Below are 14,703 nucleotides of genomic sequence, written 5' to 3' on the forward strand. Positions count from 1 at the left end.
CTTCCCTGCATTCGTGAATTGCGCCACGCCCTGCCGCGGCCTTATGCTGGTTGAAACAACTAGAGAAGCCGACCATGACCCGCAACATCGCGCTTGGCCTTCTGCCCTTTGATCTGGACGCGCTGCGGCCCTTGGGCGGTATGCCGGATCGCGTCATAACCCTGTGTCCGGGGCGGAGCGAGGTCGAGGCCCAGGACCTCGGCAGCGGAGAGTGTCAGGTCTTCTGTGTATGGGTGATTGGGTCCATGCTTCCTGAGAGGAGCAAGGGGACGATGACGATTTCCAACGAGTTGCTGGACGAATGTCTCGACACCGAACGCTACCGCGTGCCGATCGACCCGGCGTCCGAGACGCGCAAGCGCGACAACCTGGCCGCCCGCAAGGCGCAACTGGCGCGTCCGGCGGCGGCGGCGGTCGACGCCTGCAAGGCCGCCTATCCCGAGGACAAGGGCTAGAACACGCCCGGCGCCAGCGGATGGCCCAGGCTGCGCCCGCCGTCCACGCGCAGGATCTGCCCGGTGACGAAGGCCGCGCCGTCGCTGGCCAGGAACTGCACCGCGTCGGCCAGTTCGTCCGGCCCGGCGATGCGCCCCAGGGGCGTCGCCGCGACCAGCTTTTCGCGCAGGCTCGGGTCCTCGCGCAGGCTGTCCTGCAAGCGGTTCGACATGATCGAGGCGAATGCCACCCCGTTCACCCGGATGCGGTGCCGCGCCAGCGCCACGGCCAGCGACCGGGTGGCCTGGGCCTGGGCGGCGCTGGCGATGGAATAGGCCAGCATGTCGGGCTGGGGCCGGTCGGCGGCCAGCGAATGGACATTGACGATGGCGCCGTTCTGCACGGGCGCCTCGTCCTCGCGCGCCTCGGCCTGGGCCACCATGCGGCGGGCGACCATCTGCGACAGCTTCAGCCCCGAGATCATGTTCTGGCGCAGCATGTCGCCCAGAAGATCGTCGCTCAGCGACAGGGGATCGCAGGGCTGCACGGCGCGGTGGGCGTTCACCAGGATGTCGATGCGCTCGAAGGCGTCGATGCTGGCCGACACCAGGTTCGCCAGCGTCAGCTTCTGCGTCAGATCGCCCGCAAAGGCGCGCACCGGCCCGTCGGAGGCGGAAAAGCCGTCGCCCAGCTCGGCCTCGAGCGCGGATTCGTCGCTGTCGGCAAAGACGACATTCGCCCCCGCCTCCTGGAAATGGCGGGCGATGGCCAGGCCGATGCCGCGCGCGGCGCCGGTCACGATGGCGGTCTTGCCCTGGATCGACAGGCTCATGCGCGGCGTCCTTTCGCGGCTTTGGCGCCGGGCCTGCGGGCGCCGGTGGCGGTCAGGATCTTGAAGCGGGTGTCGCCGCCGATCTCGGCCACATCGCCGAAATGCTCGCGCAGCGCCTGTTCATAGGGCAGGTGCCGGTTGGCGACCATCCAGAGCCGCCCCGCCCCGGTCAAAAGCCCGGCGGCGGCGCGGATGAACCCGGCGCCCAGCCGGGGATCGGCGGCGCGGCCATCGTGGAAGGGCGGGTTCATCACCACGCCGTTCACCGGCTCGGACAGGCGGAAATCCAGCGCATCGGCCCAGTGGAACCGGGCGCGGGGATCGGTGACATTGCGCCGGGCGCAGTCCAGGGCCACGGCATCGGCCTCGACCAGGTGAAGCACCTCGACGCCCGGATGGGCCAGGACCTGCGCCGACAGCCAGCCCCAGCCGGCCCCCAGATCGACCATGCGGGTCGGCAGTTTGTCGGGCAGATGCGCGGCCAGCGCGACCGAGGCCGGGTCGGGCCCATCCGCCGAAAAGACCCCCGGCCGCGTCACGAAGCCGGGGGCCGCCTGATGATCCTGCGCGGCCCAGTCGGCGGGCAGCCAGCCGGGTTCGGGCAGCGTCACGCGAAAGATCTTGCCATGCGCGCGGGACTGGATGCCATCGACTGGGGCCAGGGCGCGCACTTCCTTCAGCACGCTGTCCACCCCGTCGGTCTTTTGCCCGTCCACCCACAGCGAGGCGCCGGGGGCAAGATGCGCCGCCGCCTGGGCGATGCGGGCGCGCGCCTCGGCCCGGGCGCGGGGCAGAAAGACCACCGCCGCGTCAAAATCGCCCTCGGGCGCCGTCACCGGGGCCAGGCCGCGCGCCTTCAGCGCCACAAATTCGGGGAAAAGGCGCTGCACGACCCGCGTGCGCGCCGGATCGAAACGGTCAAGATCGCTTGCCGCGCCTGCGCCGATCAGCAGCAGCCGCCCCTCCGGCGGGGTATCGCCGAAAACAAGCTCCAGTCGGGAACCAGCCAATGTCTACTCTTTTTCCATGGTGCATTGCAGCGGATGCTGCTGGCGGCGCGCAAGTTCCATCACCTGGGCCACCTTGGTTTCGGCGATCTCGTGCGAAAACACGCCGACGACCGCCACGCCCTTGCGGTGGACGGTCAGCATGATCTCGATCGCCTGGGCGCGGGTCATGTTGAACAGCCGCTCAAGCACATGCACGACGAATTCCATGGGGGTGAAGTCGTCGTTCAGCAGCAGGACCTTGTAAAGCGGAGGACGCTGCGTGCGGGGCTTGGTCTTGACCGCCAGATCGACATCCTCGCGGTCGCCGGGTCGTTGGGTCATCTGCGGTCTGGTCACGTCGCCTGCATCGCCTGGGGAAAGGATCAGGGCCTGAATATAGGGGCTTTTGCCCCTGATGTAAGCCCCCGTCGCCGAATCCGCCCCGCAGCTGCCCGGCGCGCATTTCACAACCTCAGGCAGAATTCCGGCGAAACTTGCCAAAGTTATGGTTTCCGTCATGCCGCATCCGTGATATTGTCTGTTCATTAACGAAGGGTCCGCAAAATGAATGGACCCTCAGAGGCAGAAGAGACCGGGACAGTGACCAGCATCGCCAGAAACGTCCGTTTGGGCCTTATGGTCCTATTCGCCTGGGCCATGCCCATGGCGGTTGCCGCCGCACCATTCGCAGCCTTCGTTATGGATGCGCGAACCGGCCAGGAAATGTATTCGCAGAATGCCGACACGCGGCTGCATCCTGCCTCGCTGACCAAGATGATGACGCTTTACATGGCCTTCACGGCCATCGAGCGTGGTCAGGTCCGGCTGGACAGCAAGTTCCTTGTGTCCCAGCACGCCGCGTCCCAGCCGCCGTCCCGCCTGGGGCTGAAGCCGGGGCAGCGGATCGAATTGCGCTATCTGATCCGCGCCGCCGCGGTGAAGTCGGCCAATGACGCGGCCACCACCATCGGCGAGGGGCTGGCCGGCTCTGAGCCCAAGTTCGCCGCCCAGATGACCGCGATGGCCCGCGCCCTGGGGATGCGCAACACGAACTTCCGCAACGCCAACGGCCTGACGGTCGAGGGGCATTACTCCAGCGCGCGCGACATGTCGCTGCTGGGGCGGCGGCTGTTCTATGATTTCCCGCAATACTACTCGATCTTCTCGCGCCGTACGGCGGATGCGGGAATCGCCACCGTCTCCAGCACGAACAAGCGCTTCCTGGACAGCTACGAAGGCGCGGACGGCATCAAGACCGGCTATACCCGCGCGGCCGGCTTCAACCTGACGGCCTCGGCCAAGCGCGGCTCCAAGCGCATCATCGCGACGGTGCTGGGCGGCAATTCCACGGCGCATCGCAACGCGGTCATGGCCCAGTTGCTGGACGCAGGATTTGGAAAGGCCCCCACCCGTGTGCGTGAGGTGAAACCTGCGGCGCCGGCCCTGGTGGCCGAGCGCGGGCAGGGGGCGCCGGGCCAGGTTGCGCCGGTTCCGGCGCGCTCGCCGCCTTCCTGCCGCTGCGATGCGCCGGCGCAGGCCTGCGGCGCGCGCCTCGTCCGCGGGGCTGGTCACCGGCGGCCATCGCGCAGCCGGCAACCGGCGCAGGCCGATGCCGGCGCCTCCGCCAGCGGCCGCCCGGCCCGCAAGCCCGCAGCCGTCGCCTCGGCCTCGACCAAGGGCAGCGACGACCTGGGCATCTCTTCGGCCCGACCCACCGGCCGCCCCGAGGGCGATTCGGGCAGCGACGCCGGCACCATCGCGGCCAAGCGCCCGGTGCCCGCACCGCGCCGCGACGAATCGGCCAGCCTTGCGCCCGCTGCGGACGTGCCCTCGCTGTTCCTGCTGGATCAGGTTGCCCCGGCGGCCCCGCAGATGGCGCTGGCCGAAACGCCGCCGCCCGCGCCGCGCGGCGACGCGATCATCCTGGCCTCGCTGGCCCCCGAAACGGCGGAAGAGCCCGCGCCGCAGATCGTGTCCCGCTCGACCGGCGGGCGCGGCTATGGGGTTTCGCTGGGCCTTTACCGTTCGCGCCACGAGGCCGAGCAGCTTTTGCTGCGCACCGCCCTGCAAGACAGTGCGGCGCTGGGGAACGCGGTCAGCCGCGTCGCCGACACGCGCCGCGGATTCCAGGCGAATTTCGAAGGCATGTCCCGCCAGATGGCGGAACTGACCTGCGACCGCCTGGCGGCACGCCAACAGGACTGCACCGTCATCGGGCAATAGATCCTGACCAAAGGCGCTTCTGAACCCGGCTTCGGCCGGGTTTTTTCTTGTGCGGAGCCGGGCGCTTCCCTGCCCCGCCCGGTCGCGCCATCAGGGCTTGGGCCGGTCGTCCCATTCGTTGCTGAGGATGCGTTCCGCGTCGCCCTTGGGATCGTCGTACTGGCGTCCGTTCAGCGCCCAGACGAAGGCCAGCAGGCCCAGCCCGCCAAGCCCCAGCGAGACGGGGATCAGGATGGCAAGGATCTCCATGGGCGTCCCTTCCTGTGTTCAGCGCAGCCGCAGCGCGTTCAGGGTCACGCTGATCGAGCTGAGCGACATGGCCAGCGCGGCCATCAGCGGCGTGGCGAAGCCCGCGATGGCGAACGGCACCGCGACGATGTTGTAAAGGATCGAGATGGCGAAGTTCTCGCGGATGCGGCGGGTGGCGGCGCGCGCGACCCCCAGCGCCTCGGCCACCGGCGACAGGTCGCTGCCCAGCGTCACGATATCCGATGCGACCCGCGCCGCGTCCAGCGCCGAGGCGGGCGAGATCGAGACATGGGCGGCGCTGAGCGCGGCGGTGTCGTTCAGCCCGTCGCCCACCATCAGGACCCGGCCGCCCTGCGCGGTCAGGGCCTGCACCGCCTCGGCCTTTTCGGTCGGGGTGACGCCCGCGCGCCAGTCGGCGATCCCAAGCCGCGCCGCGATGTCTGCCACGACCGGCGCCGCATCCCCCGACAGCAGCAGCACCCGCCGTCCGGAGGCCAGGATCCGGCGCACCGTCTCCTCGGCTCCGGGGCGCAGGCGGTCGGTGAATTCCAGCCGGATCGGCGCGCCTTGGTCCAGGGACAGCCAGCTTGCCGAAACCGCCGCCGAGCCGTGATCGGCGCCCAGCCAGTCCGCGCGCCCCAGCCGGACGCGGTGGCCTTGGTGCGTGCCCTCGACCCCTTGGCCCGGCACCTCGCGCAGGGTCTCGACCGGGGCGGGCTGGACGCCGGCCTGCACCATGGCCTGCGCCAAGGCCTGCGACAGCGGGTGGCCCGAGCCCTGCGCCAGGGCCAGCGCCACGCCCCGCGCCTCGGGCGGGACCTGGGACACCAACTGCGGCACCCCCATCGTCAGCGTCCCGGTCTTGTCGAAGACGACGGTATCGACCTCGGCCAGACGTTCCAGGGCGGTGCCGTCCTTGATCAGCATGCCGCGCCGGAACAGGCGTCCCGATGCGGTGGTGACGACCGCCGGCACCGCCAGCCCCAGGGCGCAGGGGCAGGTGATGATCAGCACGGCCGCCGCGATATTGACCGCAAGCCGCAGGTCGCGGGTGGCCCAGAACCAGCCAAGGAAGCTGGAAAACGCCATCAGATGCACCAGCGGCGAATAAAGCCGCGAGGCGCGCTCGGCGAGGCCGGTATAGCGGCCTCGCGCGGTTTCCGCCGCGGCGACCAGCGCGGTCAAGCGCGACAGCGACGAATCGCGCCCCGCCGCCGTCACCCGCAGGACCAGGGGGCCGGTCAGGTTGACCTCGCCCGCCGACAGCGCCAGTCCCGGCGCCGCCGGGACCGGGATGCTTTCGCCGGTCAGCAGCGAGCGGTCGATCTCGCTTTCGCCCTCGGCCACCTCGCCATCGGCGGGAATGCGCGCGCCGGGACGGACGCGGATCAGGTCGCCCGGGCGCAGGTCGGCGACCGGGACCGGCTGGTCGCCCGCCGGCGTCAGCAGGAAGGCGCGCGGCACCTCGAGCGCGGTCAGTTCCTCGGCCGCCGAGCGCGCCACGGCGCGGGTACGGTAATCCAGGTAGCGCCCGACCAGCAGGAAAAAGCACAGCATCACCGCCGCATCGAAATAGGCGTGATGGCCGGAGTGCATCGTTTCATAGACCGAGATCGCCGAGGCCAGGATCAGCGCAAGCGAGATCGGCACGTCCATGCCCAGCCGCCCGGCCCTGAGCGCGCGCCAGGCGCTGGAAAAGAACGGCTGGCCGGCAAAGGCGACGGTCGGCAGGGCGATGGCGCCGGAAATCATGTGGAACAGGTCGCGGGTCGCGTCCTCGGCCCCCGACCAGACCGCGATCGACAGGATCATGATGTTCATCATGGCAAAGCCCGACACGCCGATGCGCATCAGGATGTCGCGGCCCTGGCGGTCGGCCGCGCCCGCCGACAGCGCCGCCGGGTCCAGTTCGTGCGCCTCGTAGCCGATGGCCTCGACCACCGGGATCAGGTCCTGGGCGGCAAGGCCGGGTGCGTCGACCGTCACCCGGCGCTGTGTCAGGTTCACCCGCGCCGCCTTGACGCCCGGATGGGCGGTCAGCGCGCGCTCCACATCGGTGATGCAGGTCGCGCAGTGGATGGTGGGCAGCGACAGGATGATGTCGACCACACCCCCCTGCCCCGCCACGCGCTGCGCAAGCGGCGCCGCGCGCAGGCCGGGCAGGCCGATATCCGGGAGTCATACGAGGCGTCGGTCATCACTTCACCCGGCTGCCGTGATAATGGTCGAGGCGCTGGCGGAACTGCGTCCCGTCCCAGGCGGTCGCCGTCAGGTGGATGTTCCAGAGCCCGGGCTTCAACGTCAAGGGCGCGACGTAAAGCCCGCCTTGGTAGGTCATCTGCGGATGCTGGTCGTCGGCCACATAGGTCGGCCGCCCGACCGTGACCTGCAGGTCCTTGATCGGCGCGGGATTGCCCTGGCGGTCGCGGATCGCCAGGACCAGTTCCTTGCCATCGTAGTCAGGCGTCACCGTCCAGTCCAGCGCCGCCTGGGCCGCGCGCTCGCGGTCGAAATCCTGCGAGGCGACATAGCTGTTGGCGACCTCGAGCCCCGGGAAGGTCCCCACCGCCTTGACCGCCATCAGCACGTTCACGCCGATGATGACGCCAAAGGCCACCAGGGTGATCGCCAGCACATGCTTGCCGGTCAGGGGACGGGTCATTTCTCGCTCCTTCCGTGAAAGACGGTGTCGACATGGGCGCGGGTGCCGTCGCCCAGATCCTCGACCCACAGGGTCAGTTCGGCCTGCGCGCCCTCGGCCAGGGCCGTGCCGGGCGCGGCGGTCAGGTAAAGCCGCTGCGTCTGGGTCGCGTCGGGGGCGACGGGAATGCGCGCCTGCGGCTGGCCCTCCAGCGTCACGGTCACGCCCTGGGGCGGGTTGCCCTGGTCGTCGAGCACCTGGACCGTGAATTCGCGCGCCTCGCCCTGCTTGTTGCGCAGGCGCAGGGCATAGGTGTTGCGGATCGCGCCGTCGGCCATGGTGACATAGAGCGGATTGCGGACCGGCGTCACGTTCAGGTCGATGGGCGAGCGCAGGAACAGCGCGGCAATCAGCGCGATGCCGATGCCGGCCCAGAGGGTGAAATACAGCAGCGTGCGGGGCCGCAGGATGTGGCGCATGACGGGCCGGGGCGGCTTGCCGGCGCGCTCGGCCGCCTCGTCGCTGAGCGCCATGTAATCGATCAGCCCGCGGGGCTTGCCGATCTTGGCCATCACGTCGTCGCAGGCGTCGATGCACAGTGCGCAGGTGATGCATTCCATCTGCTGGCCGTCGCGGATGTCGATGCCCATGGGGCAGACGTTCACGCAGGCCAGGCAGTCGATGCAGTCGCCAGGCGAATCGGACGGGATCGGGCCGTCGACGCCGGTCGGCACGCCGGGATAGGGGGTAGGCGGATACTTGCGGCCGACGGCGGGACCGGCGGCATGGCTTGTCGCCTCGGCCGCGACGGCCTCGGCCCGGCTGCGGCGCTTGACGTTGCTTTTGCCGCGCGGTTCGCCCCGCCATTCGCGATAGGCGACGGTCAGCGTGTCTTCGTCCATCATGGCGGCCTGGATGCGCGGCCAGGGGCAGGCATAGATGCAGATCTGTTCGCGCGCGAAGCCGCCGAACAGGAAGGTCGTGGCGGTCAGGATGGCCATGGTGATATAGGCCACCGGATGGGCCTGCCCGGTCAGCAGGTTGCCCAGCAGCGTCGGCGCGTCGGTGAAATAGAACACCCAGGCCCCGCCGGTCAGCAGCGCGATGACCAGCCAGATCGCCCATTTCGTCAGCCGCAGCCGCAGCTTGCGCGCGTCCCAAGGGGCGTTCCACAGACGCACGCGGGCGTTGCGGTCGCCTTCGACCCAGCGCTCGGTCAGGATGAACAGGTCGGTCCAGACGGTCTGCGGGCAGGTATAGCCGCACCAGACCCGACCCAGCGCCGAGGTGAACAGGAACAGCCCCAGCCCCGCCATGACCAGAAGGCCCGCGACGAAATAGAATTCGTGCGGCCAGATCTCGATCCAGAAGAAGAAGAAGCGGCGGTTCGCCAGGTCCACCAGAACCGCCTGATCGGGCAGGTTCGGGCCGCGGTCCCAGCGGATCCAGGGGGTGACGTAATAGATCCCCAGCGTCACCGCCATGATGATCCATTTCAGGTTGCGAAACCAGCCCTGCACACGGCGGGGGAAAATGGGCTCTCGGGCGGCGTATAGTTGTGGCGGGTCGATGTCGGCTTTCGACATGATTGGCTCCTGTTGCGCGGGAACAGGTCTAGGCGCGGCGGGGCCGGGCCGCCTTGATCTGTGTCAAGCCCCAGATAATCACCGCAAGCGCCCGCCGGGATGGGCCGGATTGTCGCAGCGAATGCCAAGGGCACGGCCGCCGAAACCGCGGCCGTGCCCCGACGTTAGGAAACACCGGCCCTTCCCAGGAAACGCGCGAACAGGAGGGGAGGGCCGGTGTCCACCACGGCCGGTCGCCCGGCCGCGGATCTCGGTGTCATTCGCCGCCGCCAAGGCTGTGGACATAGGCGGCGACGGCGCGGATATCGGCCTCGGACAGGCGGCTGGACCAGGAAGGCATGACGCCGAAGGGGCCGTCGTGCACGATCCGGGTGATCGTCGCCGGGTCCGAGCCGTAAAGCCAGACCGCGTCCGTCAGGTCGGGCGCACCCTGGGTGCGGTCGCCCTTGCCGTCCTCGCCATGGCAGGCGGTGCAGTTGTCGGCAAAGACCGTGGCCCCTTCGGCGGCCAGCGCGGCGTCATGCGGCTGGCCGGACAGCGCCAGGACATGGTTCACGACCTGCCGGATCTGGGTGCGGTCCAGCAACCCGTCGGCGCCGAAGCGCGGCATTTCCGAATAGCGCGCCTCCTCGTCGTTGGGATCGCGGATGCCGTGCTGGATGGTGGTGTGGATGTCGTCCAGCGTGCCGCCCCAAAGCCAGTCGTTGTCCAGAAGCGAAGGATAGCCCACCGCGCCGCCGGCGCCCGAGCCGTGGCACTGCGCGCACCAGGTACGGAAGATCGCGGCCCCGGCGTTGGCGGTGTAGTTCGCCAGCTCCGGGTCGGCGGCGATCTGGTCCAGCGGGGTTTCGACCAGCTTGGCCTGGATCGGCGCGTTGGCGTCGTTGAAGCGCTGGATTTCGGCCGCGACCTCCTTGCGATAGCTGGTGCCCAGCAGGCCCTGCGTCGCGTGGTTCAGCATCGGGATCGCCGGGTAAAAGAACAGATAGCCCACGGCCCAGACGATGGTGGCGTAGAACGTCCACAGCCACCAGCGCGGCAGGGGGTTGTCGTATTCCTCGATCCCGTCCCAGCTGTGGCCGGTCGAGGGCACCTCGACCTTGTGGCGCACGCCCTTGCGGTCGCGCACGACCCGGGTGTGGACATCGGCCGGGCGGTGCAGCGGCTCGCCCTCGGGTCCCTCGGGCGGGTGCTTCAGGATCTGGGCCTTGTTTTCGTCGTCGGCCGCCATCCGCTCGAGTTCGATGCGATTGTCGGGGTTCCGGGGGCTCGTGTGTTCGTCTTTGTCGGACATCACTCGGCTTCCTTCTGACCCGGGTCTGCGGGCCTCGTCTCATTGCGGAAGATGCTTTCGGCGGCGTCCCGGTGCAGCGGGCGCGAGCCCGGCCGCAGGGCAAACAGGCACGAGCCGACAAAGAACAGCACCAGGGTCAGCAGCACCCAGCTGTCGGCCAGTTCGCGCAGCAGGGAATAGGTATCCATCCCCGCCTCCTATCGGTTGGGATCGGGTTCGAAGGTCGAGAAATCGACCATCGTGCCGAGGACCTGCAGATAGGCGATCAGGGCGTCCATCTCGGTCACGCCGGGGCGGCGGTCGAAATTGCGCTGCTGAGCGCCCGGATAGCGTTCCTGCAAGCCCGAGGCGTCCGCGTCCGGATCGGCCTGCGCCCGGAAATCGGCGATGGCGTTGGCCACCATCTCGTCCGAATAGGGCACGCCGACCATGGCATCCGTCGCCACCCGATCGCGCATGTTCGACGGGTCGATGACACGGTCGCGCAGGTGGCCATAGGCGGGCATGATCGATTCCGGCACCACCGCCTGCGGGTTCGTCAGGTGGTCGATGTGCCATTCGTCCGAATAGCGCCCGCCCACCCGGGCCAGGTCCGGCCCGGTGCGCTTGGACCCCCACTGGAACGGGTGGTCGTACATCGACTCGGCCGCCAGGCTGTAATGGCCATAGCGTTCGACCTCGTCCCGCATGGGGCGGATCATCTGGCTGTGGCAGACATAGCAGCCCTCGCGGACGTAGACATCGCGGCCCTTCAGTTCCAGCGGCGTATAGGGCCGCACGCCCGTCACCTTCTCGATGGTGTTCTGCAGATAGAACAGCGGCGCGATTTCGACGATGCCGCCGATGGTCACGACCAGGAAGGAAAAGACCAGCAGCAGCGTAGCGTTCTTTTCAAGGATCTTGTGCTTTTCAAGGATGGCCATGATGCGCCCTTACTCTGCCGGAACCGCGACGGCGGTCGTTGCGGTCTTGGGTTGCTTGGCGACGGTGGCCCACAGGTACGTCAGCCAGCAGACCACGATGGTCAGGTACAGCACCCGCCCAGGCCACGGACCACGTTCATCGGGAACTTGGCGGCCACGGTGTCGGCGAAGGCGTTGACCAGGAAGCCCTGGGCGTCGACCTCGCGCCACATCAGCCCTTCCATGATGCCCGACACCCACATCGAGGCCGCGTAAAGCACCAGCCCGATGGTCGCGAGCCAGAAGTGCCAGCTGACCAGGGCATTGGAATACAGCCGTTCACGCCCCCAAAGCCGCGGCGTCAGGTAGTAGAGCGCGCCGAAGGTGATCATGCCGTTCCAGCCCAGTGCGCCGGAATGGACGTGGCCGATGGTCCAGTCGGTATAGTGCGACAGGCTGTTGACGGCCTTGATCGACATCATCGGCCCCTCGAAGGTCGCCATGCCGTAAAAGCCCACGGCGACGACCATCATGCGGATCACCGGGTCGGTGCGCAGCTTGTCCCAGGCGCCCGACAGCGTCATCAGCCCGTTGATCATGCCGCCCCAGCTGGGCATCCACAGCATGACCGAGAACACCATGCCCAGCGTCGTCGCCCAGTCGGGCAACGCGGTATAGTGCAGGTGGTGCGGGCCGGCCCAGATATACATGAAGATCAGCGCCCAGAAGTGGATGATCGACAGCTTGTAGCTGTAGACCGGGCGCTCGGCCTGCTTGGGGATGAAGTAATACATCATGCCCAGGAAGCCCGCCGTCAGGAAGAAGCCCACCGCGTTGTGGCCGTACCACCACTGCGTCATCGCATCCTGCACGCCCGAGAACACCTGCACCGACTTCGAGCCGAAGACGCTGACCGGGACCGACAGGTTGTTGACGATGTGCAGCATCGCAATGGTCACGATGAAGGACAGGTAGAACCAGTTCGCCACATAGATGTGGGGTTCCTTGCGCTTGAAGATCGTGCCCAGGAACACCGCCAGATAGACGACCCAGACGATGGTCAGCCACCAGTCCACATACCATTCCGGCTCGGCATATTCCTTGGACTGGGTGGCGCCCAGGATATAGCCGGTCGCCGCCAGCACGATGAACAGGTTGTAGCCCCAGAACACGAACCAGGCCGCATTGCCGCCCCACAGCCTGGCGGCCGAGGTGCGCTGCACCACATAGAAGCTGGTGCAGATCAGCGCGTTGCCGCCAAAGGCGAAGATCACCGCCGAGGTATGCAGCGGCCGCAACTTGCCGAAGTTGGTATAGCCATGCGTCAGGTCGCTGAGGTTCAGCGCCGGAAAGGCCAGCTGAAAGGCGATGACCACGCCGACCAGGAACCCGACCACGCCCCAGAAGGACGTGGCGATCACCCCGGCACGGACGACGCCGTCGAAATATTCGGTCTGCGGGGCCGGCTCCAGCGCCGGCTGTTCGTTGCCCATCTGGCGCAGCACCCGCACGAACATGAAGCCTGCGACCAGCATGACTATCAAGGCGTTGACCAGGTAGGCCGGATCATCGGGTCGCGCCTGGTTGGCGGCAATCGCGGCCAGGACCGCGATCACGCCCAGCGCGATCAGCTTGATGGTGTCCAACATTACGTTCGTGTCCCTTCTTCCATTGCCGAAATCGGTCCATGCACGCGGATTCGCGCCCGAGGCCGGGTTTTGGCCTTTCCCTTCTAGCCTCTCACGGAATCACGATACCTTGATCTGCATCAACCCGTCTGCGGGAAATAGGCGTAGGATCGTCGCATGGGACGGGCCCCGCGATGCGGCGGAAAGCCGGCCCCCGCCACGACGCGCTTGACCGCGATGCCCCGAACGCGCCCTGTCGCAACGACCCGGACGCGTTCCGCCACGATGAAGAAAGGAAAAGGAAATGGGCTACAAATCCATCCTCACCGTCCTGACCAACGACATGCAGCACGGCCAGCTTGATGCCGCCGTCGCCGTCACCCGGCGCGAGGATGCCCATCTGGAGGTGTTCTGCCTGGGCGTCGATCACACGCAAAGCGGCTATTACTATGCGGGCGCTTCAGCCTATGTCTTCCAGGAGGCGATCGACAAGGCCATCGCTTCGGCCGCCGAACTCGAGGAGCGGATCCGCGAGCGGCTGACGCCCGAGGACATCCGCTGGTCGGTCGACAGCGCCGTGGCCCAGCTGGGTGGGCTTTCGACCCTGGTGGGGATGCGGGCGCGCTATTGCGACCTCGTGGTGCTGAACCGTCCCTATGGCAAAGACGTCTCGCCCGATGCCGAGGCGATCACCGAGGCCGCGCTGTTCGAGGGCACGGCCCCGGTGCTGATCGTGCCCGGCGAACTGGCCGAACCCTTCGGCCGCAAGATCCTGATCGCCTGGAACCAGTCGAACGAGGCGATGGCCGCCGTCCGCCGCGCCCTGCCCCTGCTGCAGGCAGCCGATGCGGTGGAAATCACCGTGGTCGACCCCTCGCCCAGCGGGCCCGAGCGGTCGGATCCCGGCGGCGCGCTGTGCCAGATGCTGACCCGCCACGGCGTCAAGGCCGAAATCGCGGTGCTGGCGCGCACCATGCCGCAGATTTCAGACATCCTGAACCGTCGCGCGACCGAGATCGGGGCCGACATGGTGGTGATGGGCGCCTATGGCCATTCGCGCTTCCGCCAGGCGATCCTGGGCGGGGCCACGCGCAACATGCTGGAAAAGGCCAAGGTGCCGGTGCTGATGGCGCGCTGACCGGGCGCGGGGCGGCGGAGGGTCCTAGCTGGGGATGCCGCCGTCCGAATCATCGCCGCTTTCCGCGACCAGGTCGCGGAAGGCCGGGATGACGACCCGCCGCTTGCCTTCCAGGACGATCACGCCCTCGCGCTTCAGCGCGCTCATGTGCCGGCTGACGGTTTCCAGCGTCAGGCCCAGATAGTCGGCCATCGCCTCGCGCGTCAGGGGCAGTTCGATGCTGATGCGCCCTTCGGCCGGGCGCTTGATCAGCGCGGCTTCCCGCCGCGCCAGGATCACCAGCAGCGAGGCGATCTTTTCCCGCGCCGACTTGCGACCCAGAAGCAGCAGCCAGTCGCGCGCCGCGTCCAGTTCGTCCAGCGTCATCTCCAGCAGGCGGGTAGCGATTCGGGGGGTTTCGACCAGAAGGGCCTCGAAGGGCTTGCGCCGGAAGCAGCACAGCAGCAGGTCGCTGGTCGCGGTGACGGTATAGGCCGCCCGTTCGCGGCCGGGCCGGCCCAGGAAATCGCTGGGCAGCAGCAGGCCCACCATCTGCGTGCGCCCGTCCTCCAGCTGCTGGGTCAGCCCCGCCATGCCGCTGACGACCGAGCCCACGAAATCCATGCGGTCGCCCGCCCAGACGATGACCTGTCCCGCCTCGAAACGGCGGTAATACTTGATGCCCTCAAGCTCGGCCAGTTCGTCCGCCTCGCAATGGGCACAGACTGCCCGATACCTGATCGGGCAGATCTCGCACGCTTGTTGCGCGGCGGTCAGCATGGCGTCGGCTGGCATGGGCTTGATCTG

General features: G+C 68.1%; 13 protein-coding genes and 2 pseudogenes. 3 read left to right on the forward strand and 12 right to left on the reverse strand.

The features are described from left to right. Positions 1-74: 74 nt before the first annotated feature. Positions 75-455 carry a hypothetical protein gene (locus tag DPM13_RS03215; protein WP_112887458.1) on the forward strand — a complete coding sequence of 127 codons (381 nt, stop codon included), beginning with the start codon at positions 75-77 and terminating at the stop codon, positions 453-455. On the opposite strand, the gene DPM13_RS03220 is transcribed toward DPM13_RS03215, so the two are convergent. From DPM13_RS03220 to clpS, 3 genes are read right to left on the reverse strand one after another with little or no spacing between them, the layout of a single operon-like run. Beyond that, on the reverse strand, positions 452-1,267 hold the full coding sequence (locus DPM13_RS03220) for an SDR family NAD(P)-dependent oxidoreductase (protein WP_112887459.1): 816 nt from the start codon (positions 1,265-1,267) through the stop codon (positions 452-454). The genes DPM13_RS03215 and DPM13_RS03220 overlap by 4 nt on opposite strands. After that, entirely contained in the window at positions 1,264-2,277 is a 1,014-nt protein-coding gene (locus DPM13_RS03225) for a class I SAM-dependent methyltransferase (RefSeq protein ID WP_112887460.1), read from the reverse strand. The genes DPM13_RS03220 and DPM13_RS03225 overlap by 4 nt, the downstream gene beginning before the upstream one ends. Positions 2,278-2,280: 3 nt before the next feature. Then, positions 2,281-2,598, reverse strand: a complete 318-nt coding sequence (gene clpS / locus DPM13_RS03230; protein WP_028717955.1) for an ATP-dependent Clp protease adapter ClpS — start codon at positions 2,596-2,598, stop codon at positions 2,281-2,283. A 222-nt stretch (positions 2,599-2,820) separates the two neighbouring features. Here clpS and DPM13_RS03235 point away from each other — a divergent pair, with 222 nt between their 5' ends. Next, positions 2,821-4,479, forward strand: coding sequence for a D-alanyl-D-alanine carboxypeptidase family protein (locus DPM13_RS03235; RefSeq protein WP_112887461.1), 1,659 nt, complete (start codon positions 2,821-2,823; stop codon positions 4,477-4,479). A gap of 90 nt (positions 4,480-4,569) precedes the next feature. On the opposite strand, the gene ccoS is transcribed toward DPM13_RS03235, so the two are convergent. The 8 genes and pseudogenes from ccoS to ccoN all read right to left on the reverse strand — a co-directional run bounded on the left by ccoS (position 4,570) and on the right by ccoN (position 12,800). Then, the gene (gene ccoS, locus DPM13_RS03240) at positions 4,570-4,728 is read right to left on the reverse strand and encodes a cbb3-type cytochrome oxidase assembly protein CcoS (protein ID WP_028717957.1); all 159 of its coding nucleotides are present in this window, start codon (positions 4,726-4,728) and stop codon (positions 4,570-4,572) included. Positions 4,729-4,746: 18 nt separating this feature from the next. Next, positions 4,747-6,926, reverse strand: a pseudogene (locus tag DPM13_RS03245) (heavy metal translocating P-type ATPase). Further along, complete coding sequence (locus DPM13_RS03250; protein WP_112887462.1) at positions 6,926-7,390, reverse strand: FixH family protein; 465 nt, start codon at positions 7,388-7,390, stop codon at positions 6,926-6,928. Before DPM13_RS03250 ends, DPM13_RS03245 begins: the two are co-directional and overlap by 1 nt. Beyond that, positions 7,387-8,955 carry a cytochrome c oxidase accessory protein CcoG gene (gene ccoG / locus DPM13_RS03255; protein WP_112887463.1) on the reverse strand — a complete coding sequence of 523 codons (1,569 nt, stop codon included), beginning with the start codon at positions 8,953-8,955 and terminating at the stop codon, positions 7,387-7,389. Before ccoG ends, DPM13_RS03250 begins: the two co-directional genes overlap by 4 nt. Positions 8,956-9,211: 256 nt before the next feature. Next, positions 9,212-10,249 (reverse strand): cytochrome-c oxidase, cbb3-type subunit III, encoded by a 1,038-nt coding sequence (gene ccoP, locus DPM13_RS03260; RefSeq protein WP_223252312.1) that lies wholly within the window; start codon positions 10,247-10,249, stop codon positions 9,212-9,214. Further along, the gene (locus DPM13_RS03265) at positions 10,249-10,437 is read right to left on the reverse strand and encodes a CcoQ/FixQ family Cbb3-type cytochrome c oxidase assembly chaperone (protein WP_028717962.1); all 189 of its coding nucleotides are present in this window, start codon (positions 10,435-10,437) and stop codon (positions 10,249-10,251) included. Before DPM13_RS03265 ends, ccoP begins: the two co-directional genes overlap by 1 nt. A 9-nt stretch (positions 10,438-10,446) precedes the next feature. Further along, positions 10,447-11,172, reverse strand: coding sequence for a cytochrome-c oxidase, cbb3-type subunit II (ccoO, locus tag DPM13_RS03270; RefSeq protein WP_028717963.1), 726 nt, complete (start codon positions 11,170-11,172; stop codon positions 10,447-10,449). Positions 11,173-11,181: 9 nt separating this feature from the next. After that, positions 11,182-12,800: pseudogene (gene ccoN, locus DPM13_RS03275) on the reverse strand (cytochrome-c oxidase, cbb3-type subunit I). 283 nt (positions 12,801-13,083) lie between these two features. Here ccoN and DPM13_RS03280 point away from each other — a divergent pair. Next, positions 13,084-13,917, forward strand: coding sequence for a universal stress protein (locus DPM13_RS03280; RefSeq protein WP_028717965.1), 834 nt, complete (start codon positions 13,084-13,086; stop codon positions 13,915-13,917). A 24-nt stretch (positions 13,918-13,941) separates the two neighbouring features. On the opposite strand, the gene fnrL is transcribed toward DPM13_RS03280, so the two are convergent. Then, the gene (fnrL, locus tag DPM13_RS03285) at positions 13,942-14,691 is read right to left on the reverse strand and encodes a transcriptional regulator FnrL (protein ID WP_028717966.1); all 750 of its coding nucleotides are present in this window, start codon (positions 14,689-14,691) and stop codon (positions 13,942-13,944) included. Positions 14,692-14,703: the final 12 nt, after the last annotated feature.

It is taken from the genome of Paracoccus mutanolyticus (genome assembly GCF_003285265.1).
GTDB lineage: Bacteria > Pseudomonadota > Alphaproteobacteria > Rhodobacterales > Rhodobacteraceae > Paracoccus > Paracoccus yeei.

Excerpts from the sequence above, each read along its gene's own strand:
- DPM13_RS03235 (WP_112887461.1), top strand. The coding sequence starts at position 2,821 with ATGAATGGACCCTCAGAGGCAGAAGAGACCGGGACAGTGACCAGCATC.
- ccoO (WP_028717963.1), bottom strand. The coding sequence starts at position 11,172 with ATGGCCATCCTTGAAAAGCACAAGATCCTTGAAAAGAACGCTACGCTG.
- clpS (WP_028717955.1), bottom strand. The coding sequence starts at position 2,598 with ATGACCCAACGACCCGGCGACCGCGAGGATGTCGATCTGGCGGTCAAG.
- fnrL (WP_028717966.1), bottom strand. The coding sequence starts at position 14,691 with ATGCCAGCCGACGCCATGCTGACCGCCGCGCAACAAGCGTGCGAGATC.
- DPM13_RS03215 (WP_112887458.1), top strand. The coding sequence starts at position 75 with ATGACCCGCAACATCGCGCTTGGCCTTCTGCCCTTTGATCTGGACGCG.
- DPM13_RS03220 (WP_112887459.1), bottom strand. The coding sequence starts at position 1,267 with ATGAGCCTGTCGATCCAGGGCAAGACCGCCATCGTGACCGGCGCCGCG.
- DPM13_RS03265 (WP_028717962.1), bottom strand. The coding sequence starts at position 10,437 with ATGGATACCTATTCCCTGCTGCGCGAACTGGCCGACAGCTGGGTGCTG.
- DPM13_RS03250 (WP_112887462.1), bottom strand. The coding sequence starts at position 7,390 with ATGACCCGTCCCCTGACCGGCAAGCATGTGCTGGCGATCACCCTGGTG.
- ccoS (WP_028717957.1), bottom strand. The coding sequence starts at position 4,728 with ATGGAGATCCTTGCCATCCTGATCCCCGTCTCGCTGGGGCTTGGCGGG.
- ccoP (WP_223252312.1), bottom strand. The coding sequence starts at position 10,249 with ATGTCCGACAAAGACGAACACACGAGCCCCCGGAACCCCGACAATCGC.
- DPM13_RS03280 (WP_028717965.1), top strand. The coding sequence starts at position 13,084 with ATGGGCTACAAATCCATCCTCACCGTCCTGACCAACGACATGCAGCAC.
- ccoG (WP_112887463.1), bottom strand. The coding sequence starts at position 8,955 with ATGTCGAAAGCCGACATCGACCCGCCACAACTATACGCCGCCCGAGAG.